Origin of the sequence: Pseudomonas sp. nanlin1 (genome assembly GCF_045571515.1) — a bacterium.
Taxonomy (GTDB): Bacteria; Pseudomonadota; Gammaproteobacteria; order Pseudomonadales; family Pseudomonadaceae; genus Aquipseudomonas.
Genome location: NZ_CP124218.1, coordinates 3,267,555 through 3,290,886 on the forward strand (window position 1 = coordinate 3,267,555; position 23,332 = coordinate 3,290,886).

Sequence of the window (23,332 nt, forward strand, 5' to 3'; positions counted from 1 at the left end):
CATCTTCTGTAATGGTTCAGCCGCAGTACAGATACCAACTGTTACAACATCTTCGTACAGATGCATTCGAGCGCTCAGGCCTTGCCTGGCGCTCTACCAACTTGCAGGGGTTTCGAGGAGGTAGCATGTTCTTACGGTATGCGGCACTGATCGTCCTATTCGCAACAGCGTCTGGCTGCGTAGAAGAACGCGTCGTCCACGAACGCGCGCCTGTGCACCATGAGTATGTGGAAGTCATCGCGCCCCAGGCCCCGCCCGAGCGCGTCATCGAGGTCGAACCTGCACCTCGCCCCGGCTACGTTTGGGCACGCGGCTATTGGCACTGGAACGGTCAGCGGTTCGTAGCGGTCCATGGCCATTGGGAAGTGGAACGGCCGGGCTACCGTTATGTGCATCCGCACTGGGAAGCCGCCGGTGATGGTTGGCATTGGCATGCCGGGGTATGGGTCAACTGACCTGTTTTAACTCATAGCCTGCTGGAACCAATGGGCCCAGCAGGCCCGGGCAATCCGGCGCAAATCAGGCCAGCTTATGCAAAGCCGCGATACCGGTCTGTAGGTCATATGCCAACAACACCTCCCGGTCGGCATCAGCGCTGCACAAGCGCTCGCCCTTAGGGTTCCAAACCCCAGACTGCCCCGCGCCGACGAAGTTGTCAGCCGGCCCAATGCAGTTAGCCATCATCACCGTCATCCCCAGTTCGCTGGCTATTTGTGGGTAGTGCGCGTAAGCGCCAAGCACGCCCTTGGCGGATTTCGCCACGCTCGCCACATAGACCTGCGCACCCAACCCCGCCGCTTGCTGGGCATGTTCCGGCTGTAACGACTCGAAGCAGATGGCAGGCGCCAAGACCTGGCCCTTGACCTGATACACCCGTTGCTGCTTGCCTGGAACGAAAAATGGCAGCTCGTGCGCGTGTAAATGCATTTTGGAATACGAACTGCGCGCTTGCGCCGGCTGAAAGATCACCATGCCGATCTCAGTGCCTTTATCACCCACCAAAGGCACACCTACACCTATCACTAGGGCGTGCTGGTCACTGAGTGTTTGCAAGACATCCAGGCGCTGATCACTCGCCAACATGGCCAACTGCTCAGCCAGGTGTGGCTCGTAGCCGGTGAGTGACAGCTCTGGAAAGAACACGCAGTCGGCGCCGTGCCCTGCAGCGACCTCGATGGCGTGCCGATGTTTATCCAGGTTGCGTGGGATGTCTCCTGGGTGTGCGGCCAGTTGGGCGGCGATCAGTTTCATAGCGAGTCCATCTGCAGCGGCGTTAGTCGAAGAGGCTTGCAAGTACAGGCAAGCGCTGGCGAGCAGAATACACCAGGGCCAGCCTCCCCGGGCCACCTCAGGCCTACACCTGCATCAACTTCTCAAGACTAATCGGCAGGTTGCGTACGCGCTTACCGGTTGCATGGTAGACGGCATTAGCCACCGCCGCCGCCAGCCCAGTCACGCCGATTTCACCCACCCCACGGGCGCCGAACTCGTTCAGGTTGTAGTCTGGATAGTCGAGCAGAATCACCTCGATGTCCGGCTGATCCGCATGCACCGGCACCATGTACTCGGCATAGTTATTGTTCACCGGCAGGCCGTTGCGTTCGTCGTAGTCGGCCGACTCGAACAGGGCCATGCCAATGGCCATGACGATCGCGCCTTCGACCTGATTGCGCGCCGTTCTAGCGTTGATGACTTTGCCCACATCAATGGCACTGACCACCCGCGACACGCGCAAGCGAGAAATACCCGGGTCCCAGCGCACTTCCACGAAATGCGCGCCGAAGCTACTGAAGGCATGCTTGGCGGTATCCGCCATGCCAGTGTGAGCATCGCCGTCAGCGCTGGCGATCTTCAGCTGATTAAGCACTTCGGCGAACCCCAGGCTGGTCGTTGCGTCGTGCAAGCGGCCAGCGCTGACCGTGAGGGCATCGGCTTTGCTGTTAGGGAAGCCACCATTGGCCGACGCCGCGAAGCTTTTCAGTTGCGTAAGCGCCGCACGGGTCGCCTCAGCCACGGCAGGCAGCACACTGGCGGTGATCCACGAACCGCCGGAAACAGGCGCTGGGGGATAAGAGGAATTGCCCAGCTCCACCTCGACCCGGTCCAGCGGCAAACCGGTGATGTCGCTGACACATTGCGCGATGATCGTGTAGGTGCCCGTACCGATGTCCTGAGCACCGCAGTACACCACCGCGCGCCCGTCGGCTTTGAGCGACACCCGAGCCTGGGCCGGCGTGCGATAGGCATCCCAGTTGCACTGGGCCATGCCGTAGCCAATGACTTCCTGGCCGTCACGCATGCTGCCGATACCAGGGCTGCGCTTGCCCCAACCGAAACGCTCGGCCCCTTGCGCCAAGGCTTCGCGTAGATGATTGCTCGACCAAGGCAGCTTTTCCTGCTCATTCTGCTGCGCCCAGTTGAGCTGGCGAAATGCCAGGGGGTCGAGCCGACATTGGTCGGCTAGCTCATCGATCGCGCACTCCAGGGCGAACAACCCCGGCGCGGCACCCGGCGCACGCATGGAGGTTGGCGCCCCACGGTTGACCTGCACCGTGCCGTGGGTCACTTGCACATTGGCACATGAGTAAAGGCTGGCACTCATACCGCCGCAGTTCTCGACGTATTGGTCGCCGAAACCCGTGCTGTTGAGGGATTCGTGGCGCAGGGACAGCAATTTGCCCTGGGCATCGGCGGCCAGGCGCAGACGTTGCCGGGTTTCGGGCCGGTGCCCTACGGTGGTGAACATCTGCGCGCGTGGCACGACCAACTGTACCGGCCGGCCCAGCACTTTTGCCGCAGCGCACGCCGCTACTGAGTGAGGCCAGATCCACAACTTACCGCCAAAGCCCGAGCCAATGAACGGTGCCCGAACTTCCACCCGTTCGGTCGGTAGGCCAAAGATCTGCGCCAGAGTATTGCGATGCACGACCACAGACTGGGTGGCTTCGTACACCACCAACCGGCCATGCTCCCACAGCGCCACAGTGGCATGCATTTCCATCGGGTTATGGGTTTCCACCGGGGTGTGATAAGTGGCGTCCAGGGTTTGCGCGCCGCGTTCGAATGCAGAAGCCGGGTCACCGCGTTTGTGCCCTTGCCCGCCATCGGCCGGGGCGCCTCGTTTCAACCCCTGCTCGAGATTGGCCAATACAGGGCTAGTGGTGTAGCTAACGTGCACTTTGTACGCCGCCTCGCGGGCATGCTCGAACGTATCGGCGATCACCAGGGCGACGAACTGCCCTGCATAACGAATGATTTCATCCTCGAACGGCAAGCGTTTCTCATCGGTGCGAGACCCCGTCAACACCCCAGCCAACGAGAATGGCACCGGTGAGGTGTGAAACGCCTGAGGGAAGTTGCCATGGTGCAGAATCTCGACCACCCCGACCGAGCGGCGTGCGGCCTCGACGTCCAAGGCCTTGATCGAGCCGCTGGCCACAGTGCTATAAACGCCATAGGCGAAGAGCATACCTGCGGGATGTTGATCGGCTGCATATAGGGCTTTGCCGGTTACCTTCAAACGGCCGTCGATACGCCGCGGCGATGCGCCCAGGATAGATTCGCTCATACCAAAGCCCCCATGCCCAGGGTGGTCAGATTGCGCACGATGGCCTGCTGTCCCAAGGGGATCTTGTAGGCGTTGTGCGCGTAAGGCACTGCACCTTGCAGCGCAATAGCCGCGGCCTTGGCGAAGTTTTCCGCCGTAGCCGTAGCCCCTCGCAATGCCCGCTCTGCTTCGAGGGCTCGCCAGGGCTTGGTGCCAACGCCGCCCATGGCGATCCGGGCGTCGCGAATGACATTGCCTTGCATGACCAAAACCACCGCACTCGACGCCAAGGCAAACTGATACGAGGCGCGGTCCCGTAGCTTCAAATACCCTGAGCGACTGTGGGGCAATGGTGCATTCAGGGTGACGTGGGTGATCAATTCATTCGCTTGCAGTGCGTGTTCCTTCCAGGGTGTGCTGCCTGGCAACAGATGGAAGTCGAGAAAATCGATCTCGCGCTTGCCGTTCGGCCCTTGTACTTGCACCGAGCCCCCCAGGGCCGCCATCGCCACGCACATGTCAGAGGGGTGGCTGGCGATACACTGATCGCTGGTCCCCAGCACGGCATGCACGCTCCGGTTGTGCCCCCCAATAGCCGCGCAGCCAGAGCCTGGAACACGCTTGTTGCAGGCCGAGACACCATCACGGAAATAGTTACAGCGCACGCGCTGTAAAACATTACCGCCCGTGGTGGCTTTGTTGCGCAATTGCGTAGTCGCCCCGGAAAGCAGCGCCTGGGACAATACGGCGTATTCGCTTTTGATCCGCGGATGATGGGCCAACTGGGTATTGGTGACCATCGCCCCGATACGGGTGCGGCCATCCTGCAAGGTTTCGATCTGGTTCAACCCCAGCTTATGCACATCGACCACCCGATCAGGTTGCATGATGTCCAGCTTGACCAGATCGAGCAACGTTGTGCCGCCGGCCAGGAAAGCGCTGGCGGGCTCGCGCGCGTGGGTTGCAATGGCCTGTTCGGGGCTCGTGGCCCGGGTATATTCCAACGCTCTCATCAGCTCACCCCCTGTACTTTACTGCGAGCGTCCTGCACGGCGGCGAGGATGTTCTTGTAGGCACCGCAGCGGCAGATATTGCCGCTCATGGCCTCACGGACGCTGGCGTCGTCAGCGCCGATGTCGGGATCTTTGAGGATCGCCGCGGCCGTCATCATCTGCCCAGAAGTGCAATAGCCGCATTGGAACGCGTCATGCGCCCAGAACGCTTCTTGAATGGGGTGCAATTGCCCATTGTGCTCCAGGCCTTCGATAGTGGTGATTGCATCACCTTGATGCATGGCCGCCAGGGACAGGCAGCTGTTCACGGGCTGGCCGTTGATGTGCAAGGTACAGGCACCGCATTGGCCGTGGTCGCAACCCTTCTTGGTCCCGGTGAGCTGCAAGCGGTCACGCAAAACATCCAGCAACACGGCATTGCCCGGTACGTTAAGGGTATGGCGTTGCCCGTTCACCTCAAGGGTGATCCGCTGCTCGCCTTTGGCCAGGGTCTTTTCGCTGTCATCGATGGGGCGTTCGAGCTGCGCCGCCTGGGCCCATACCGGTGCCGTCGCGGCGGCCATGCCGGAGATACCGACGGTGCGCAGAAAGCTGCGACGCGAGGGCGCGGTGAGTTCTTCGAATAGCGGCTCGGGCCGGTCCTTCTCAGGGCGGGGGCTGTTGGTCGGTTCGGTCACGGGATGGTCCTCATTGGCTAGGTTCAGGTCACGGCACTGACACCCATCTGACGGTAACCTGGGCCTGTACTACCCAACCCCGATCCCGGCTATTTTTAGGCGCTACAAAGACCAGAGTATGCCTTTAGGCATACACGGCCACTTGCCCAATTGAAGCGGGTTATTGCCTATTCCGACGTTTGTCTGGGGCGAAATCGTTGTAACAATACGTTACGGATCAACTGGATGGCGCCGAGGGCAATACCCTGCTCAAGGAGCAGCCTCAGGGATCTATATCGCCCGGCCAGCTGCCGGAACCGTGCAAAAGAGCATAGAGCGTGCAACTATTCCCCCAATTAGCGGCCGATGCGCTTCTGCAAGGCATCCGCCCCTGTTCCAACTCATCAACACAGGCGTGCACCCTATGAACCCAAACGCTGGCTTCACGCACAACCACGTCTTTCTTGGTTCCGCCCATGACGATAACGCCCGGCGCACACTCTGGGTCGTGGCGCTTACCCTGACGATGATGGTGGGGGAAATCGCCGCCGGGTATATCACCGGCTCCATGGCGCTGCTCGCGGATGGGTTTCATATGGCGACCCACGCTGGAGCGTTGGGGATCGCGGCCGCGGCCTACGCGTACGCCAAGCGCCATGCGGGCAGCGCCCGCTTCAGCTTTGGCACGGGCAAGGTGGGCGACCTGGGCGGCTTCGCTTCGGCGCTTATCCTGGGGCTGGTGGCGCTGGGGATTGGCGTAGAGTCGGTCATTCGCCTGCTGCAGCCGACGGCTGTCGAGTTTGGGCCGGCGACGCTGATCGCCGTGGTCGGGCTTGCCGTGAATGTCGTCAGCGCGCTATTGCTTGGCCACGGTCATAGCGCTGGCCACGATCATCACCATGGCCACAGCCATAGCCCCCACGGGCATGACAACAACCTGCGCTCGGCCTACGTCCACGTGCTTGCCGATGCCCTGACCTCCGTCCTCGCCATCGTCGCCCTGCTCGCCGGGCGTTATCTGGGCTGGGTATGGCTTGACCCGGTCATGGGCCTGGTGGGCGCCATTGTCATCGCACGCTGGGCGTGGACTCTGATACGGTCGACGGCCGCCGTGCTGCTGGACCAGACCGATGGTCATATTGCCGACGAGATCCGCACCCTGGTCGAACAGCCGGGCGACGCCGCCATCACTGACCTGCACGTCTGGCGCATCGGCCCAGAAGCCCATGCCGCCATTGTCAGCGTAGTGGGCAGCGTGGGTACCAGTGCAGGCAGTATCCGTGAGCGGTTGAAACCCGTTCACGAAATCAGGCACCTGACCGTCGAGTTTCGCCAAGCCACAGGGCCCAGCTTTTAACCCTCCTAACCTGGGCCAGTCCGTGCCCTTGCGCCTTATTACGGAATCCCTATGCCACCGACTAAACGCGATAACGCTCGGCTGGAGCGGCTTTTGATTACCTGCCTCACCGACGCGTGTGAAACCGCCAAAAGCGAAATCGTCGGCTTCCAATGGCTTACCCATGAAGCCGATTTCCAGGCCTTGGCGCAGAGCTTGCGGGTGGTCTGGGTGTTCGATACCCAGGCCCATCGAGAGCAAGCGCTCGCCGCTGGGCAGGCCGCTCGGATGATCGAACTGACGGCCATGGCGCTCGCGGCCGCTGATGTGGCCATCGCCCACCCGGCACGCCATGTGTATTTTGATTCTGAAGAGGAGTGCCGGGCCAGAGATAGGGGCTGATAGCGAATGCCGTGGAGCCGTTTCGGCCACACAGGCCCCACGCGCCCAAGCCGGCAATTCCCAACCTGGCCGCATTGCCCGAGACTAAAAGACGCTTGGTAGATAGGCGCAGGCGGTCACCGGCGCCTATTACTGGTTGTTAGCCTATAACCCTTAAAAATCGACCGACGCGCTGACCGAGAGCGTGCGTGGAGCGCCGAGCACCAAGTAGTTGGCGTTCGGGAAACCACCGGTGGATGCCCAGTAGTTACGACCGGTGACGTTATCCAGGCGGGCCCGTAAAGTTACGTCGCGGTCCTCGACTTTGAAGCCATAACGGGCACCGAGGTCTAGCCGGGTCCAAGAGGGGATTTCGAAGCTATTGGCGTTATTGATGTACTGGCTGCTGGTGTAAACCACGCGGCTGGTCAGCGTCACGCCATTGAGGCCCGGCACGTCCCACTCGCCGCCCACATTGGCCTGGGTCTTGGGCACGCCGATGGCCCGGTTGCCGTCATTGGTGCCGTTTTGTGTGTTGGTCAATTCGGCATCCAGCAGAGTCAGACCGCCCAACAGGCGCACGCCTTCGGCAGGTGCACCGAACAGGGAGAGCTCGATACCGCGGTTGCGTTGCTCGCCATTGGTCTTGAAAGTTAAATCTTCGATGAAGCCCACCGGTTTTTTGGTCTGGAATACCGCCAGGCTGCCGCCTATCCCACCGCCGTCGTATTTCACGCCGACCTCGGTCTGCTTGGCGATATAGGGTTCCAGTGACTGACTGCCATTGGAGAGTGGGACGGTTGTTCCATTAGGCAAGGTGGTGGTGGCGCCTACCGTGTCGCCCTTGGTCAAGCCTTCGATGTAGTTGGCATAAACGGACACTTGGTCGTTCAACTGGTAAACGATGCCCGCTACGGGGGTGTTCGCGTACTTTTTGTAAGGGTCAGCCCCTATCCCGGTGATGAAGTTGTAGTCCCTCACGTCCAACCCTTGGCGACGCATGCCCAAGGTGACCTGCAAGCGATCTTCGAAGAAACCCAGGGTGTCGGCCACAGCGAGGCTTTGGCTGTGAGTGCGGTTGGTGATATGGGGGTCTGACATTGAGCCGTTGAATGATATGTTCTGGGGCTGAGCAGCATTACCCGAGTTGTCGAGGTCACCGATGATGGGGCTACCGAAGTTACCCGCCCAAGCATTGCGGTCCTTGGTGTCATACATGGCACCAGACACCACCCACTGATGAGACACCGGCCCGGTTTGCAGGCTGAAGCGCATCCCCACTTCGCCAGTGGTGACGGTTTCTTCCCGGTAGTTGTCGAACCGTGAAGCCGTGGTCACACCCGCCGCATCAGACGACGGGTTGGCCAGTACGTTCTTTTCCTCGCCCTTGCGCATACCCGCGGCGGCCCAGGTGGTAACGGAATCGGACAGGTCATATTCGGCGCGGAAAGTGCCGAAAGTCTGCTTTTCCTTCGCGTAGGTCCACGACTGGCCGAAGTTTTTATCCGCATCCGGCGGGCTAGGCGCACGCCCCTGCGGGGTGACGCTCGGCAGCGGATTGTCGATAAAGTGATACTGATGGCCGATGTCGGCGGACAGACGCAGGCGCTCACCTTGGTAATCCAGGCCCAGCGCGAACATGTCCAGGGACCGGTCTTGGTCTTCTACCGATGTTTCGCCATCGCGCTTGGCGACGTTCAAGCGCACGCCAAAACGGTCTTCTTCACCAAAGCGGCGCGCCACGTCGGCAGCGACGGTGCCGAAGCCGTTATTTTCCGCGCCCACTGTCAAGCGCGTTAGCGGTTCATTCGGCGCGCGCTTGGGCAGGATATTGATCGCCCCCCCGATCCCCGTGCCGCCCGGCGCCGCACCGTTGAGAAATGCGCTGGCGCCACGGAAGACTTCTACCCGTTCGATAAACTCAGCCGCGACGTACTGGCGCGGCAACAACCCGTACAGGCCGTTGTAGGAAATATCATCGGAATACAGCGGAAAGCCGCGCACCATATACAGCTCTTGGAAGTTGCCAAAGCCCCGGGACACGCGCACGGAAGGGTCGTTCTGCATAATGTCCGCGACGCTGCGGGCCTGCTGGTCCTGAATCAGCTGATTGGTGTAAGACGTGGAGGTGAACGGCGTCTCCATGTAGTCCTTGTTCCCCAGAATACCCACGCGGCCACCGCGAGCCACCTGCCCACCCTCGAACTCAGGCACTAGCCCATCCCGGGACGCATCGGCACTGGCGGTCACTGAGGTGGCTTCAAGCTCCAACGCCGCACCTTGGCTATCCTTCGCCGTGGGCTGGGTCTCTTGGGCGGGGGTTTCAGCGGTGGTCTGGGCAAACGCAAGTTCTGTCGAGAAGCTCGCCACAAGACAGATAGGCAGCCACACGGAGTTGACCGCCGCTTTGCGTGGGAAAAAGGGAATAGCCATGGAAGATCCTGCTGAGAATAGGGAGGGATAGGCGCCTGTCCGGAAGGATAACGGCCAAACGACATCACCATTATAGCGAATGCGAATACTTCGCATAGATATTCGTCAGAAATTTATTACAAACGTCGCGTTTAAGATCGTATTAACGTCATACGCTTCTCGCTCAATCAAAAGCCTCAACCTCGAACAGGCCAGCACGAATGTTCTAGACTCCCCCCCTCGCCCGAGCGATAACCAAGCGTTTCCGCCGACCCAGGTGCCCTATGCCCTCATCACACTGGATAGACCTTGCCCGGGATCACGACACCGGTATCGAGACCTTGCATGCGCATTTTCAAGGGCACGCCTACGACCCGCACTGGGATGACAGCTATCTGGTGGGGGTCACCCAACAAGGCGTGCAACAGTTTCACTGCCGCCGCCAGCGCCACGCCAGCACCCCGGGGCAGGTGTTTACCCTGGAGCCAGGGGAAATCCACGATGGCACTGCCCCCTGCGCCGAGGGTTTCACCTATCACATGTTGTACCTGGACCCGCACTGGTTGAGCGGCGAACTCAGCGGCCTGTTCGATCACGCACCCGATTTGCACCTGCCCTCCTTCGCCAACACCTTGCAAACCGAACCCCGCCTGGCGCGCGCGGTGAGCCAGGCGTTCGCCGCCCTGCATCATCAGGAACTGCGAATCGTCCGGCAAAGCGCGCTGGATCAACTGTTGGCGCGGCTCACCGATCGGGTGCACTGGCGACGCCGCCCGGATCCCGATCCGCGCCTGCCCCAGGTTGCCCTGCGGGCACGGGAGTATTTGCATGCCCATGTGCATCAGGACGTGGGCTTACAGGAGCTGGCCGTAGCCTGCGGGGTCGACCGCTTCCGCCTGACCCGCGCCTTCAAGGCGGCTTTTGGCCTGCCGCCGCATGCCTACCTGGTGCAACTGCGCCTGGCCACGGCACGCCGCATGCTCGCCGCCGGGGCCTGGCCGGCCCACGTGGCGAGCGACCTCGGCTTTGCCGACCAAAGCCATTTGGGCCGTTGGTTTATGCGCGCTTACGGGCTCAGCCCAGCCGCCTACCGCTCGCGCTGCTCAAACCTTCCAGACTGAACCACGCCTTTGGCAGAGCATAGGGTTTTTCCGCTCTGGATCACTGCCCATGCTGCCTTTTTTATTGTTTGCCTTCGTCGCCTCGATCACTCCAGGCCCGACCAATATCCTGGTGATGAGCAACAGCGCCCGCTTCGGTTGGCGCGCCGCTGTGCCACTGATTCTGGGGGCCTGCAGCGGGGCTGCGGTTCTGGTGCTAGTGGTAGGCACGGGGGTTGGCCGTTCGCTACTGGAAGTCCCCGGTGCTCAGCGCCTGATGGCCTGGGTCGGGGTGTTGTGGTTGAGCTGGTTGGCCTGGAAGATATTCACCAGCCCTACCGACTCCGCTATTGAGCAACGCAGCCTACACCTGGGGTTTATCGGCGGCGCCGCCCTGCAAGTCGTCAACCCCAAGACCTGGATGATGGCCCTGGCGGTGGTCAGTGTGTTCAGCCAACGTAGCCCAATGCTCCAGTTGGCCCTGGCGTTCTTTCTGGTGGCCCTGCCCTGCATGGGCTGTTGGGCTCTGATGGGGGCAGGTTCGGCGCGCTGGCTGACATCGCCACAGCGGTTGCAGGGGTTGAATCGAGTGTTAGCGCTGTTGTTGCTGGTGGCGGCTTGGGTCGGGTTTATGGCGTAGATACACGATATGCTTTCGCCTTTACAACGCAGGGGCTGTAACGAAGGGCTCGGGGGCAGGGCCCCCTCCTACGATCGGCAAATTTCCCAGACATTACGAAACCGACGTCATTACGCAAACTGCTCAACCAAATAATCGATCAGCACCCTGACTTTCGGGGGCAAGTAGCGTTTAGGCGGGTACAGCAACCAAATCGAGCCAACGTAGGCCCCGGCTTGCAACTCCCAGTCAGGCAATACTTGCACCACCTGCCCTTGGGCCAGTGATTCCTTCGCCACGAAGTCCGGCAGGTTGGCAATGCCGAAACCCTCTTTGGCCGCGTCCAGCCGAGCCCCCGCATGGTTGGCGATGTAACGGCCCTTGACTTGCACTGTTTCGGTTGCGCCAGCCTGGCTCAAGCGCCAGCGGCTATCGTCGGTGTTTTCCCCCAGGTACAAACAGTCGTGCTGCTGAAGGTCCATGGGTTGGTGCGGCACGCCGCGTTCTGCCAGGTATGCCTCAGACGCCACCAATAGCCAGCGCACCGCACCGAGTGTACGGCCGGCCAACCCCAGGGGCGGACGCGTGGTCAGGCGAATGACCAGGTCGAGGTCGTCTATCAAGGGGTCGGTGTGCAGGTCGTTGAAAACCAGTTGCACATCTACCTCAGGGTAGCGCTGCAAGAACTCGAGCATCAGTGGATGCAAAACGGTTTTGGCAAAGGCGGTCGGTGCACTCAAGCTGACCCGCCCCCTTGGCCCAGCTGCCAGGCGGCCCGCCGCGTCGACTGCTTCGGCGGCGGCACCTAGCATCGCCCTACAGTGGCTGTACACCTGCGCGCCAGATTCGGTAAGGCGAATTCGTCGGGTCGAGCGCTCCAGCAGCTGGGTGCCAAGCCGTTGTTCCAAGCGTTTGACCTGGCGGCTGACGGTAGAGGGCAAACTGCACAGTTGCCGGGCCGCCGCTGAAAAACTCCCCGCATCGACCACCCGCACGAAAACCGCCATGTCAGCCAATGAGTCGAACAGCTCAGGTGGGTTCATAAAATTCTTCAAGCGCTATTTATGTATAGGAAGCACAGATTCTGTGCGTGAACGCAACATTATCATCCTCAACGCATCAATCGATACTGGGCGCCTTAGCAAAAGGAGCTTTCGATGAACGCGCCACACAAATCAGTCTTACTCAGTGACCTTATGCTGCTGGCCGTCGCCGTGGTGTGGGGAACCAGCTATGGGGTGGTCAAATCCGCCTTATTTTTCTATCCCGTGTTAGGGCTATTAGCCCTGCGGTTTGGCATCACATTCCTGTTATTGAGCCCAGCCTTGCTAAGCCTGCGCGACCTGCCCAGAGCCAAACTGCTCCAGCTCCTGGGCACCGGCGTGTTGCTGCTGAGTGTGTTCCTGTGTGAAACATTCGGCCTCTTGCATACGACGGCAACCAATGCGGCTTTTTTGATCAGCCTCTGTGTGATGCTGACGCCTTTGGTGGAATGGCTATGGCTCAAGCGCCAGCCGACTCCAATGGAATGGTGCGCGGTCGGTTTGTCAGGGCTGGGCGCCGTGCTGCTGAGCGGCGATGGCAAATGGATATTCAACTGGGGCGATGCCTTGATCTTGCTCGCCGCATTGATCAGAGCCTTACAGGTTTGCCTGCTCAAAAGCGTGACCACCAGTACCCATCTTCCAGCACTCACGGTCACAGCGGTGCAAGCCGGTGTGGTGACCGTGGGCAGCCTGTTGCTGGTCTTTATCTTTGTGCCTAGCCCGTTGCAAACCCTTATTGCCATGGAAAACAGCGGCGCATTCTGGGGCTACGTGGTTTACCTGGTGTTGGCTTGTACCTTATTTGCATTCTTCGCCCAAAACTATGCAATCAAACGCAGCAGCCCCACTCGAGTCGCCCTGTTGATGGGTAGCGAACCCCTGTTCGGCGGCTTGTTCGCAATGTTTTGGCTAGGCGAAAGCGTCTCTTATGTAGGCTGGCTTGGCGGTGGGTTAATTGTCGCCGCGTGCCTGTTGGCTAGCGTTCGTTGGGTGCCGGGTAAGGTACGGGTGATTGCGCCTACTGCTTAGGAGCAGCCTAAAGGTTCAGGGGCTGGCTGCCGATAGCGTAGAAACGCTCAAAAAAAAAATTAACACACCGTCGTTCTCTTCTGCCGGCCAACCCCTATAACCAGTGGGCTCTCAATGAATATCAGACAGAAACTGACCTGGGCGTTTGCAGTTATCGCCTCTCTCCCGGTGATTGTGGTAGCAGTGCTCGTTGTCTTCAACGTACGAGAAGGCGCCGAAGCTGACTTCGTCGATAGCAGCGCCAGAGAAATTCGCCAGATCGACAACGGCATGAAACAGTTTTTCGACGGTATCAGCCAGAACGTTGAATACATCGCCAAAGACCCCCGAATTATCGCCACCAAAGACTTGAAAAATTACGCGGGCGCGGACGCGGCGCAAATTCCGCTGACCGCCAGCAACCGTGAACTCCTGGATATTTTTGACGGCTTTGCTAAGAGCCACCCCAGCACCGCGTACCTCTCTTTGGGTACGAGCGATGGCGGTTATGCCAGTTGGCCTGACGACCCCAAACTCAACAACTACGACCCCCGCCAACGGCCTTGGTATAAAGCTGCGATAGCGGCGCCCGGCACTACGGTGCGCACGGGCGCTTACTACTGGGCACCCGATGATGTATCGCTGATCGGCACCGTGCGCACCGTTACCGATGCCGCGGGCAAGCTACTGGGCGTGGTAGGCCTGGACGTGTCGCTCAAGCAACTGACCGAACTGGTAAAGCGCATCAAGCTAGGCAATAGCGGCTACCTGATGCTGGTGGAAGCTAACGGCAACGTACTGGTCGACCCCAGCGATGCCAGCCATAACTTCAAGCCGCTGGCGGACCTCGGCGCTAACTATGCCGAGCTGGCCAAGCAAGGCGACGGCCCGACTCAGATCGAGATCAATGACAAGACTTACATGGTCAACATCGTCAGCTCACAAGGCCTGGGCTGGCGTTTTATCGGCCTGATTGAGCGGGACGAAGTCATGGCCAAGGCGGCTAATCTGACTTGGCTGATCGGCGCGATTGCAGCGGCACTGGCGATCATTTTCGCCATCGTCGGGGCAAGTTTTGCCGGGGTCATTGTGCGACCGATTCGCGGCGTCGCCGATGGCTTGCAGAAGATCGCCGAGGGCGAAGGCGACCTGACGCGCCAGCTCACGGTGCACGGCAAGGACGAAACGGCGACACTGGCCGGCTGGTTCAACCAGTTCCTCGGCATGATCTCCCAGTTGGTGCAGCGTATTGGCAGCGCTTCTTCCGAGCTGCAAGTGGCGGCCGCCGACACCAGCCAGGTCGCACGCAATATGGATGAAGTCGCTGGGCGGCAGCGCGAAGCGGTAGAGCTGGTCAGCACCGCATTCAATGAAATGGTCGCCACGGCTAACGAAGTGGCGCGCTCGTGCAGCCAGGCGGCGTCCAGCGCCGATGATGGCTACCGCGATGTGCACGACGGCCAGCAACACATCAGCGAGGCCACCGGCAGCGTGCTTAAATTGAGCAAAGATCTACAGCAGTCGACCCAGACCATGCAGATGCTCGAACAGGACAGCAAGAACATCAACAGCATCCTCGACACCATTCGCTCGATCGCCGAACAGACCAACCTGCTGGCCCTCAACGCCGCCATCGAGGCCGCCCGTGCCGGCGATCAGGGCCGCGGGTTCGCCGTGGTCGCCGACGAAGTGCGTGCGCTGGCGCGACGCACCGCCGACTCGACAGGCGAAATCGATGGGCTATTGGGCAACCTGGCGCGGCGCACCCAAGAGGTCACCCAGCAGATGCAAGGCAGCCTGCAGGTTTCCCAGAACAGCGTCGAATGCATTCAGCAAGCGCGGGACAGCTTCGACAAAATCCGCACCTCGGTGGATTCGATCCGCGACCAAAACACCCAGATCGCTACCGCCGCCGAAGAACAACATCACGTTGCGGAGGACATCAACCGGCACATCGCGCAGATTCACGCCGATGCCCAACTGGTCGAGCAATATGCCCATTCGGCGCAGGCTGGCTCAGGGCGTTTGGTGGATATCTCGGGGCAACTCAAAGGGTTGGTCGGACGCTTTAAGTGCTGAGTAAGCCGTTATAGCAATACCCAAAGGCTCCTCCATCGAGGAGCCTTTTTTACTTAGCTATGCCCTTTGCTCGCCTATTCACTACCCGCGCAAGCCAGGCCGTAATCACCACGGCCAACAGCACACCTATCGCCACCGCGCTGTAAATGCCCCACGGCAGCACCAACCGGTCCACGGCGAGGTAAAAACCGATCACACCAACGGCGCCAATCCCATTACCGCGCACGATCGCAGCAAGTTCATAGCGGCCGCCTTGCACGTGAGCAAACACTGCCAAAGGCCAGGCAATCACCGGTATCGGCGCCAAAAACCCACTGGCCACCGGCCCCAACCACTCGGCGCTTGCGGTAATCAGCAGCAGCAACAAGGTCGCACTCAGCATGCGCATCGGGATGACCCAACGCGGCAGCGCCACATAGCCCGCTGGGGTGCTGCCACCCCCATTCGCGGTCACGCGGATAATCCCTACCACGAGGCAAAAAGTCACCGCGATAGAAACCACCAGCGATCCCGCCAGGTTCATGCAAAAGGCCATGGCCAAATAAAATGCCAACGCCGTCACGCACCCAGCCAAAATCGGCAGGCGCCGCGTCGTTATGAAGTAAAAAAGATAGGTCGCCTGAATCGCCGCCACCCCAGCCAATGCCCCTGGCACCGCTTGCGAGGCGAATTCGGGGCCTTGCTCAAGGCTCAGAAACAGCATCACCAACGCCGACGTCACCGGCAGCCCAGACAGCAGCCCAGCGAGGTGCGTACCCCAGCGTCTAGCCGCTAGAGAGATGGATAGCATAAGCAGAGGGGTGATGAGTAACTTGAGGTAAAAAGCGGTCATGGGCAGTGTCGTTGATAAGGAAGCTAGGGCATGTAGCCCTAGCTACTAGCAGTTGTCACTTTTTCTTTTTCGCAGGCTTTTCAGTCTTTTCGGCTTTCTCGGATTTCTTAGCCTTTTCTGGCTTGCTGTCTGCCTTTTTTACCGACTTCTTCGGTTCAACGTCTTTTTTCTTTTCTTTCTTTTCAGGCTTGTCGGAGGATTTCGAAAGCGCCGAGGCTGCAGCTGATTTTTTCGCTGGTGAAGCCTTTTTGTCTTTCAAGTCCTTGCTGGCTTTCGAAGCTTCACTTTTGCTTTTCTTCTCGTCTTTAGCCACGTTGACCACCTCTCAAAGTATGCCGATATTGGCACAGTGCCTGTGGGATTCCCCACACGCTAATCATTAGGTGAGCGTGGTGAAAAGCGGTTCAAAATACTTTTCGCGGTGTTCAATGTGAAGGTCAAAAGATCGGGGGCGGCAGCATATTCGACATTCGGTGTGCCGCCAACCGTAGGAGGGGGTCTTGCCCCCGATAGGCCGCACAGCGGCCGGTTTCAGCCGCGCCGCCATCGCTAACCACTCGACACCGTCCAAAGCTGATCAAGCCGAGTCGTAAAACTCTGACTCATCATCTCCCGCCGCATCCCCCAATCGGGCGCAGTCGGCACGCTGCCCGTGCGCAACGTCCCCCTCCCCCAACGTCCATTAATCGCGTCCAGCACGCCCATCACCCGCTCCGCCGCCACGGGCTGGGATGCAGCGAACAGGTCATCGGTATACTCACCCCGCTGGCAGAGATCGAGCAGCAGCACCTCGGCCTTGCTGTACTTGAACCCCTCGCGAAACACGTGATCCAGCCCCTGCACCGCGGCCTTAGTCAGCAGCCGAACATCGTCCGTGGGGTATGGTAAGGCCACAACGACGCCATTGGCGTACTTGGCCTCCTCGGGGTTGAACATGCCGGTGCGGATGCTCACCCTGATCTTGCGGCACAGCGAGCCCTGCGCCCGGAGCTTTTCCGACGCCCGCATCATGTAGGTGGCCACCGCCTCGCGGATCGGCGGCAAGGTATCGAGCCTGCGCCCGAACATGCGGCTGCAGCAGATCTCCTGCTTGGCTGGGTCGGGTTCGTCCAGTTCCAGGCACGGGGTGCCCGCCAGTTCTCGGGCGGTTTTTTCCACCACCACGCTGAATTTTTTGCGCAGTAGCCTTGGGTCGGCTGCGGCCAGGTCCCAGGCCTTGTTGATGCCCATGCCCTGGAGGTGACTGGTCATGCGCTTGCCGATGCCCCAGACGTCGCTCACATCGGTGATCTTCAATAAGCGATCACGCCGCCGAGGGTCGCGCAGATCGAGCACGCCGCCCAACTGCGCCTGCCACTTCTTGGCCGCGTGGTTGGCCAGCTTGGCCAGGGTCTTGGTACCGGCGATGCCGACGCCCACGGGGATGCCGGTACAGCGATGCACCTTGGCGCGGATCTGCCGGCCGAGGGCTTCTAGGTCCTGGGGCATGCCGGTGAGGTCAGCGAACGTTTCGTCAACCAAAGGAAAGATTGTTAACTATGGACATAGCCTCAGTGCCAGTCACGGTCTGCATTTGCCTCTGATCGCCGACGTCCTCAATGTGCGCAACGACAAGATCCGCCTATTACTGCGCGAACATCAATCGCCCCGCGAGCAGCTCCGGGTGCTTTTGGAGTTTTATATTGAGTCATCTCATCTCGAAGAGGGTCGCCTGGGCTGCATGGTCGTCGGCACTGCCATTGAGTTAGCCACCCACGACAGCGAGATCAAGTTCAAAGTCGGCAACGCCCTGGACCGCAATGAAAGACGGCTTGCCGACCTCATCAGGCTGGGCCAGGAGCAAGGTAAAATCGGCGCTGATATAGACGCTGGTGCCACGGCGCAGCTGATGCTCGCGCTTTTTCAAGGGCTGCGCGTGCTGGGTAAATCTCGTCATGAGAATACGGATATGACGGGTGTCGTCAAAACTGCCATGCGCCTGCTAGATTAAATTTTTCTCCAATTTGGACATGAATGTTTCCTAAAATGCGAAATTCTGCCCCCCTGAATACTCGGTCCGAATCAATACCTCGCTTGCCCTCGGCGCTGTCAGCGTTCCTGGCTATGGCCTGCGGGCTAATCGCCGCGAACATTTATTACGCCCAACCCCTGGCAGCGCTGATTTCAGCCTCGGCTGGTCTATCAGCGCAAGCGACCGGCCTGATCGTGACCCTCACGCAGCTGGGGTACGGTCTGGGGCTGTTGTTGATCGTTCCGTTGGGCGACTTGGTGGAAAGCCGCAAGCTGGCAAGCACGGTGCTGGCGATGGGCGCCCTGGCATTGCTGATGATGAGCCTGGCAGGCTGTGCCACGATGCTGTTGCTCTGCGCCTTCCTGGTAGGACTGGGCTCGGTCACGGTGCAGATACTGGTGCCCTATGCCTCCCACCTAGCCGCGCCCTCCCACAGGGGGCGGGTGGTGGGCAACGTGATGGCGGTTTGATGCTGGGCATCATGCTGGCGCGCCCGGTCGCCAGCCTCATCGCCTATGCGACGTCTTGGGAAATGGTGTTTCGCTTGTCCAGCCTGCTGATGGTCGGGCTGGTGGTGATGCTGAACCTTGTCCTGCCCAGACGGCTGCCGGAACCCGGGCTTTGCGCCGCCGCCTTGTTCCACTCGATGGCGTTGCTGTTGCGCCATAACCGGGTGTTGCAGCGCAAAGCGGTTTATCACGCCTGTATGTTTGCAGCCTTCAGCTTCTTCTGGACCACGACACCCCTGCTACTGGCCAGCGCCCCGCTGGCATTGGACCAGGCCGATATAGCTCTGTTCGCGCTGGTCGGCGTGTCCGGGGTCGTGTCGGCGCCAATTGCCGGCAGGCTTGCCGACCAGGGGCTGTCGCGTCCGGTGACCGCTGCTGTTCTGGCCATCGCGGCCGGAGTACTCGTACTGGGTAGTTTCACCTTCGCCAACCAACGCCTTGAGTTAGCGCTGCTAGGCGGCGTCGCCATCTTTCTGGATTTCTGCGTGGCGGCAAACCTGGTACTTGGCCAGCGCGCGCTGTTCAGCCTGGACGCCGCTTTGCGCAGCCGCCTGAACGGTCTGTATATGTCGATTTTCTTTGCCGGCGGCGCGCTCGGCTCCGCGGGCGGTGCCTGGCTCTACAACCATTACGGCTGGCAGGTGGCGGCGCTGTCCGCGGCAGCCTTGCCAGGCGTCGCCATGCTCTATTCGCTCTTTGACACTCAACCTAGCGATACGACGCCTCCCTCAACCTCCCCACAACGATAAGGAAGCACCTCATGACTATCGGATTTATCGGCCTCGGCGCCATGGGTATGCCCATGGCCACCAACCTGCTCAAGGCCCAACTGCCGCTGTTGGTCTGGAGCCGCAATGGGGCGAACACCGAAAAGCTGGTTGGCGCCGGCGCCACCGCCGTTGCCAGCGCTGCCCAAGCGGCCAAGGTCGACGTCCTCTTTTCCATGCTGGCCGATGATCAGGCCGTCAGCGATGTATTCATCGCAAGTGGCGTGCTCGACCAAATGCCCCAGGGCTCGATCCACGTCAACATGGCGACCGTCTCCGTTGCCATGGCTAAAAAACTGACACAGCTGCATGCCGCCCGCGGCGTGGGATATATCGCAGCCCCCGTGCTGGGGCGCATTGACGTCGCCGCTGCCGGCAACCTCAACATTCTCGCCGCCGGCAAAGGGCAGGATCTGGAACGTATTCAGCCCCTGCTGGACCTCATGGGCCAGAAAACCTGGCACTATGGCGAAGAGCCCGCGCAAGCCAACGTGGTAAAGATCGCCGCCAATTTCTCGATTGCTTGCGCGATCGAAACCATGGCCGAAACCTCGGCACTCGTGCGCGCCTACGGCATTGAATCCCAAGCGTTCATCGACCTGCTCACTCAGACGCTCTACCCGTCTCCCGTCTACAAAGGCTACGGCACGATGATCGCCCAGGAGCGCTACTCGCCGGCCGGGTTCAAGCTATCGCTGGGCCTCAAGGATGTCCGGCTCGCGTTGGAAGCCGGGGAAGCGCAACACCTGTCACTCCCCCTCGGAAGCACACTGCGTGACTGCCATCTTGAAGCTATTGCACAAGGCGATGGCCTGCTGGATTGGGCCGCGCTCGGCAAAGCTGCAGCGCGTCGCGGCAACATCGACTAAACACGATTCTTTTTACGGATTCCTATTTTCAGCCTCTGTTATATCGACCGCGCACGGTGGGCGGTCGATATAACAAGAGCCAAGTATCGCCTTTTGAAAAAGTCCGGGATAAGGATGCGGCAAGGCCTGCCGAGATAGACAGCAATTCGTCAGCGTTACCCGGGCTTTTCGTGGGCTAGGAGGGTGGTCACAGTCATCCATTTTCAAAATGCTTCTTACGATAATTTGTGAAAATGCGAAGATCAAAAGAACGGGGGCAAGACCCCCTCCTACGGTCGGCGGCATATTCAACATTCGGTGTGCCGCCAACCGTAGGAGGGGGTCTTGCCCCCGATAGGCCGCAAAGCGGCCGGTTTCAGCCGCGCCGCCATCGCTAACCACTCGACACCGTCCAAAGCTGATCAAGCCGAGTCGTAAAACTCTGACTCATCATCTCCCGCCGCATCCCCCAATCGGGCGCAGTCGGCACGCTGCCCGTGCGCAACGTCCCCCTCCCCCAACGCTCATTAATCGCGTCCAGCACGCCCATCACCCGCTCCGCCGCGGCCGGTTGGGATGCGGCGAACAGGTCATCGGTGTACTCACCCCGCTGGCAGAGATCGAGCAGCAGCACCTCGGCCTTGCTGTACTTGAACCCCTCGCGAAACACATGACCCAGCCCCTGCACCGCGGCCTTAGTCAGCAGCCGAACATCGTCCGTGGGGTATGGCAATGCCACAATGACGCCATTGGCGTACTTGGCCTCCTCGGGGTTGAACATGCCGGTGCGGATGCTCACTCTGATCTTGCGGCACAGCGAGCTCTGCGCCCGGAGCTTTTCCGACGCCCGCATCATGTAGGTGACCACCGCCTCGCGGATCGGCGGCAAGGTATCGAGCCGGCGGCCGAACATGCGGCTGCAGCAGATCTCCTGCTTGGCCGGGTCGGGTTCGTCCAGTTCCAGGCACGGGGTGCCCGCCAGTTCTCGGGCGGTTTTTTCCACCACCACGCTGAATTTTTTGCGCAGTAGCCTTGGGTCGGCTGCGGCCAGGTCCCAGGCCTTGTTGATGCCCATGCCCTGGAGGTGACTGGTCATGCGCTTGCCGATGCCCCAGACGTCGCTCACATCGGTGATCTTCAATAAGCGATCACGCCGCCGAGGGTCGCGCAGATCGAGCACGCCGCCCAACTGCGCCTGCCACTTCTTGGCCGCGTGGTTGGCCAGCTTGGCCAGGGTCTTGGTACCGGCGATGCCGACGCCCACGGGGATGCCGGTACAGCGATGCACCTTGGCGCGGATCTGCCGGCCGAGGGCTTCTAGGTCCTGGGGCATGCCGGTGAGGTCGGCGAAAGCCTCGTCAATGCTGTAAACCTCGACGGCGGGCACCAGGGACTCGATCACACTCATCACCCGGTCGCTGATATCACCGTACAGCGCGTAGTTGGAGGAAAACGCAACGATGCCGTGCTGGCGCAGTTTGTCTTTGATCTGAAAGTAAGGCTCGGCCATTTTCACAAAGGGTTTAGCGTCGGCCGAACGGGCAATCACACAGCCGTCGTTATTACTCAGCACGACAATGGGCGTCTTTAACAAATCCGGACGAAACACCCGCTCGCAAGACGCATAAAAGCTATTGCAATCGATCAGGGCAAAAGCGGGTTCAGGCTTTTTCATGGGCACGTACGCTGAAGGTGACCACACCCCAAATGATCAGCTCATCACCTTCCATAATGTAGCGCGGCGCAAAGTTGCGGTTAGCCGATTGCAGGATCACTTCGTTGCCACGCTTATGCAGGCGCTTGCATACGGGCTCGGCGTTAACCGCCGCAATGACGATATGGCCATGCTCAGCTTCGATGGAGCGGTCGACCGCCACCAGGTCGCCGCAGAAGATACCGGCGCCCTGCATGCTGTCGCCTTCGATACGCACTAGGTACATATGCGGTGCGCGGATGTCTAACAGTTCATCCAGGGAGATTCGCCGTTCGATATGGTCGGCCGCAGGCGACGGAAACCCCGCCGGTACGCGAAATGAATAGAGCGGGAGTTGAGCCCCCTCGCCTGCCAATGGGCCGAGTATCGTTAGCATTAGAATCGCCTATGAAATAAAGCTGTATATGCGTACAGTAGTTAGGATCCAACGCTTTGGTCAATCGGCCGCGTGGGAAATGCGACGGGAGGAAGGCACCTATGTGCGGACGGTATTCGCTGTATGAATCAATGGACCACTATCTGCGCGAGTTAGCGCCAGAGCAGCACATCATCAGTTATGTGGACCCCCACCCCATCGAGCGCTACAACATCGCCCCGACCACCCGGGTGCCGGTGCTGCACACCCGTGACGACGGCTTGCACATCGACAGCCTGCGCTGGGGCTGGGCGCCCCCGTGGGCCAAGGGCAAACGGCCTGACCCGATCAACGCACGCGGCGAAACCGTTGCCAGCAGCAAGTTCTTCAAACAACTATGGCCCCAAGGCCGCCTGCTGGTGCCCGCCAATGGCTGGTTCGAGTGGGTCAAGAGCGCCGACGACCCGAAGAAAAAACAGCCGTATTACATTCGCCTGAAAAGCCAGGCGCCGATGTTCTTCGCCGGGCTTGGCCAGGTGCACCCGGGCCTGGAGCCCCATGAAGGGGATGGTTTTGTGATCATCACCGATGCCAGCGACGAAGGCATGGTCGACATTCATGACCGCCGGCCAGTGGTGTTGCGCCCTGAAGACGCCCGCGCGTGGCTGGAGGGGTCGCTCAGCGAGGCGGATGCGCAACTGTTGGTCAGGCAAGGTTGCCGCCCGGTGGCGGACTTCGAATGGTTCGAGGTGGGCCAGGCGGTGGGCAATGTGCGTAATCAGGGCGAGGGGCTGTTGGCGCGAACATGAGAGGCTAATACCAAGCCAGGCGTTTCTAACGCCCAACAAAAAAGCCCCGCAGACGTTAATCTACGGGGTTTTCAATAGTGGAGGCCGAGGTCGGAATCGAACCGGCGTAGGCGGATTTGCAATCCGCTGCATAACCATTTTGCTACTCGGCCTCAAAACGCATTGTGGCTTCAGAAGCCCACACCACGTTGTTTAACTGTTATGGGAGCTTAGCGCTTTACTTCACGCTATCCCATTGATCTTGCTGAAGTTTTTGATTCCGCCTTCAGAAGATGGACGAGATTATGGAC

22 protein-coding genes, 1 tRNA gene and 2 pseudogenes are annotated in these 23,332 nt (G+C 60.2%); 13 read left to right on the top strand and 12 right to left on the bottom strand.

Going from position 1 to position 23,332, the window contains the following annotated elements; genetic code table 11:
* The first annotated feature begins 125 nt into the window (after positions 1 to 125).
* Positions 126 to 455, top strand: coding sequence for a hypothetical protein (locus QCL65_RS15055; RefSeq protein WP_407309961.1), 330 nt, complete (start codon positions 126 to 128; stop codon positions 453 to 455).
* A 64-nt stretch (positions 456 to 519) separates the two neighbouring features.
* On the opposite strand, the gene QCL65_RS15060 is transcribed toward QCL65_RS15055, so the two are convergent.
* The 4 genes from QCL65_RS15060 to QCL65_RS15075 all read right to left on the bottom strand — a co-directional run bounded on the left by QCL65_RS15060 (position 520) and on the right by QCL65_RS15075 (position 5,237).
* The gene (locus tag QCL65_RS15060; RefSeq protein ID WP_407309963.1) at positions 520 to 1,251 is read right to left on the bottom strand and encodes a carbon-nitrogen hydrolase family protein; all 732 of its coding nucleotides are present in this window, start codon (positions 1,249 to 1,251) and stop codon (positions 520 to 522) included.
* Positions 1,252 to 1,354: 103 nt separating this feature from the next.
* Positions 1,355 to 3,568, bottom strand: a complete 2,214-nt coding sequence (locus QCL65_RS15065; protein WP_407309965.1) for a xanthine dehydrogenase family protein molybdopterin-binding subunit — start codon at positions 3,566 to 3,568, stop codon at positions 1,355 to 1,357.
* A complete protein-coding gene (locus QCL65_RS15070) occupies positions 3,565 to 4,560 on the bottom strand; it encodes an FAD binding domain-containing protein (protein ID WP_407309967.1) in 996 nt (331 codons plus the stop codon). The genes QCL65_RS15065 and QCL65_RS15070 overlap by 4 nt, the downstream gene beginning before the upstream one ends.
* Positions 4,560 to 5,237 carry a (2Fe-2S)-binding protein gene (locus QCL65_RS15075; RefSeq protein WP_407309969.1) on the bottom strand — a complete coding sequence of 226 codons (678 nt, stop codon included), beginning with the start codon at positions 5,235 to 5,237 and terminating at the stop codon, positions 4,560 to 4,562. Before QCL65_RS15075 ends, QCL65_RS15070 begins: the two co-directional genes overlap by 1 nt.
* A 403-nt stretch (positions 5,238 to 5,640) precedes the next feature.
* Between QCL65_RS15075 and dmeF the strand changes: the two genes are divergently transcribed.
* Positions 5,641 to 6,573: a CDF family Co(II)/Ni(II) efflux transporter DmeF gene (gene dmeF / locus QCL65_RS15080; protein WP_407309971.1), complete on the top strand. Its 933-nt coding sequence runs from the start codon at positions 5,641 to 5,643 to the stop codon at positions 6,571 to 6,573.
* Between the two features lie 51 nt (positions 6,574 to 6,624).
* Positions 6,625 to 6,954 carry a hypothetical protein gene (locus QCL65_RS15085; protein WP_407309973.1) on the top strand — a complete coding sequence of 110 codons (330 nt, stop codon included), beginning with the start codon at positions 6,625 to 6,627 and terminating at the stop codon, positions 6,952 to 6,954.
* Between the two features lie 153 nt (positions 6,955 to 7,107).
* On the opposite strand, the gene QCL65_RS15090 is transcribed toward QCL65_RS15085, so the two are convergent.
* The gene (locus tag QCL65_RS15090) at positions 7,108 to 9,366 is read right to left on the bottom strand and encodes a TonB-dependent receptor (protein ID WP_407309975.1); all 2,259 of its coding nucleotides are present in this window, start codon (positions 9,364 to 9,366) and stop codon (positions 7,108 to 7,110) included.
* Positions 9,367 to 9,629: 263 nt separating this feature from the next.
* Between QCL65_RS15090 and QCL65_RS15095 the strand changes: the two genes are divergently transcribed.
* Both QCL65_RS15095 and QCL65_RS15100 read left to right on the top strand, forming a co-directional pair.
* On the top strand, positions 9,630 to 10,466 hold the full coding sequence (locus tag QCL65_RS15095) for an AraC family ligand binding domain-containing protein (RefSeq protein ID WP_407309977.1): 837 nt from the start codon (positions 9,630 to 9,632) through the stop codon (positions 10,464 to 10,466).
* A gap of 49 nt (positions 10,467 to 10,515) precedes the next feature.
* Positions 10,516 to 11,085 carry a LysE family translocator gene (locus QCL65_RS15100; RefSeq protein ID WP_407309979.1) on the top strand — a complete coding sequence of 190 codons (570 nt, stop codon included), beginning with the start codon at positions 10,516 to 10,518 and terminating at the stop codon, positions 11,083 to 11,085.
* Positions 11,086 to 11,195: 110 nt separating this feature from the next.
* On the opposite strand, the gene QCL65_RS15105 is transcribed toward QCL65_RS15100, so the two are convergent.
* Positions 11,196 to 12,107, bottom strand: coding sequence for a LysR family transcriptional regulator (locus QCL65_RS15105; protein WP_407309981.1), 912 nt, complete (start codon positions 12,105 to 12,107; stop codon positions 11,196 to 11,198).
* A 114-nt stretch (positions 12,108 to 12,221) separates the two neighbouring features.
* Here QCL65_RS15105 and QCL65_RS15110 point away from each other — a divergent pair, with 114 nt between their 5' ends.
* From QCL65_RS15110 to QCL65_RS15120, 3 genes and pseudogenes are all read left to right on the top strand, one after another.
* Entirely contained in the window at positions 12,222 to 13,139 is a 918-nt protein-coding gene (locus tag QCL65_RS15110; RefSeq protein ID WP_407309983.1) for a DMT family transporter, read from the top strand.
* A gap of 114 nt (positions 13,140 to 13,253) precedes the next feature.
* Positions 13,254 to 14,336, top strand: a pseudogene (locus QCL65_RS15115) (cache domain-containing protein); the annotation flags it as partial.
* Between the two features lie 93 nt (positions 14,337 to 14,429).
* On the top strand, positions 14,430 to 15,197 hold the full coding sequence (locus QCL65_RS15120) for a methyl-accepting chemotaxis protein (RefSeq protein ID WP_407316868.1): 768 nt from the start codon (positions 14,430 to 14,432) through the stop codon (positions 15,195 to 15,197).
* Between the two features lie 49 nt (positions 15,198 to 15,246).
* Here the strand turns inward: QCL65_RS15120 and QCL65_RS15125 are convergent, their stop codons facing one another.
* From QCL65_RS15125 to QCL65_RS15135, 3 genes and pseudogenes are all read right to left on the bottom strand, one after another.
* Complete coding sequence (locus QCL65_RS15125) at positions 15,247 to 16,029, bottom strand: hypothetical protein (protein WP_407309985.1); 783 nt, start codon at positions 16,027 to 16,029, stop codon at positions 15,247 to 15,249.
* A gap of 55 nt (positions 16,030 to 16,084) precedes the next feature.
* Positions 16,085 to 16,351 (bottom strand): hypothetical protein, encoded by a 267-nt coding sequence (locus QCL65_RS15130; protein ID WP_407309987.1) that lies wholly within the window; start codon positions 16,349 to 16,351, stop codon positions 16,085 to 16,087.
* A gap of 227 nt (positions 16,352 to 16,578) precedes the next feature.
* Positions 16,579 to 17,547 (bottom strand): annotated as a pseudogene (locus QCL65_RS15135) (DUF4113 domain-containing protein); the annotation flags it as partial.
* A gap of 55 nt (positions 17,548 to 17,602) precedes the next feature.
* On the opposite strand from QCL65_RS15135, the gene QCL65_RS15140 reads away from it, so the two are divergent.
* From QCL65_RS15140 to QCL65_RS15155, 4 genes are read left to right on the top strand one after another with little or no spacing between them, the layout of a single operon-like run.
* Positions 17,603 to 18,019, top strand: a complete 417-nt coding sequence (locus QCL65_RS15140; protein ID WP_407309989.1) for a TetR family transcriptional regulator C-terminal domain-containing protein — start codon at positions 17,603 to 17,605, stop codon at positions 18,017 to 18,019.
* Positions 18,020 to 18,054: 35 nt separating this feature from the next.
* Positions 18,055 to 18,510: an MFS transporter gene (locus QCL65_RS15145; RefSeq protein ID WP_407309991.1), complete on the top strand. Its 456-nt coding sequence runs from the start codon at positions 18,055 to 18,057 to the stop codon at positions 18,508 to 18,510.
* A complete protein-coding gene (locus QCL65_RS15150; RefSeq protein ID WP_407309993.1) occupies positions 18,510 to 19,298 on the top strand; it encodes an MFS transporter in 789 nt (262 codons plus the stop codon). Before QCL65_RS15145 ends, QCL65_RS15150 begins: the two co-directional genes overlap by 1 nt.
* Before the next feature lie 11 nt (positions 19,299 to 19,309).
* On the top strand, positions 19,310 to 20,185 hold the full coding sequence (locus QCL65_RS15155; protein WP_407309995.1) for an NAD(P)-dependent oxidoreductase: 876 nt from the start codon (positions 19,310 to 19,312) through the stop codon (positions 20,183 to 20,185).
* A gap of 373 nt (positions 20,186 to 20,558) precedes the next feature.
* Here QCL65_RS15155 and umuC read toward each other — a convergent pair whose 3' ends face one another.
* The gene (umuC, locus tag QCL65_RS15160) at positions 20,559 to 21,839 is read right to left on the bottom strand and encodes a translesion error-prone DNA polymerase V subunit UmuC (RefSeq protein ID WP_407309997.1); all 1,281 of its coding nucleotides are present in this window, start codon (positions 21,837 to 21,839) and stop codon (positions 20,559 to 20,561) included.
* A complete protein-coding gene (locus tag QCL65_RS15165; protein ID WP_407309999.1) occupies positions 21,826 to 22,254 on the bottom strand; it encodes a LexA family protein in 429 nt (142 codons plus the stop codon). Before QCL65_RS15165 ends, umuC begins: the two co-directional genes overlap by 14 nt.
* A 101-nt stretch (positions 22,255 to 22,355) precedes the next feature.
* Between QCL65_RS15165 and QCL65_RS15170 the strand changes: the two genes are divergently transcribed.
* A complete protein-coding gene (locus tag QCL65_RS15170) occupies positions 22,356 to 23,042 on the top strand; it encodes an SOS response-associated peptidase (RefSeq protein ID WP_407310001.1) in 687 nt (228 codons plus the stop codon).
* Between the two features lie 78 nt (positions 23,043 to 23,120).
* Here the strand turns inward: QCL65_RS15170 and QCL65_RS15175 are convergent.
* Positions 23,121 to 23,194: transfer RNA gene (locus tag QCL65_RS15175), tRNA-Cys, on the bottom strand.
* Positions 23,195 to 23,332 lie beyond the last annotated feature (138 nt).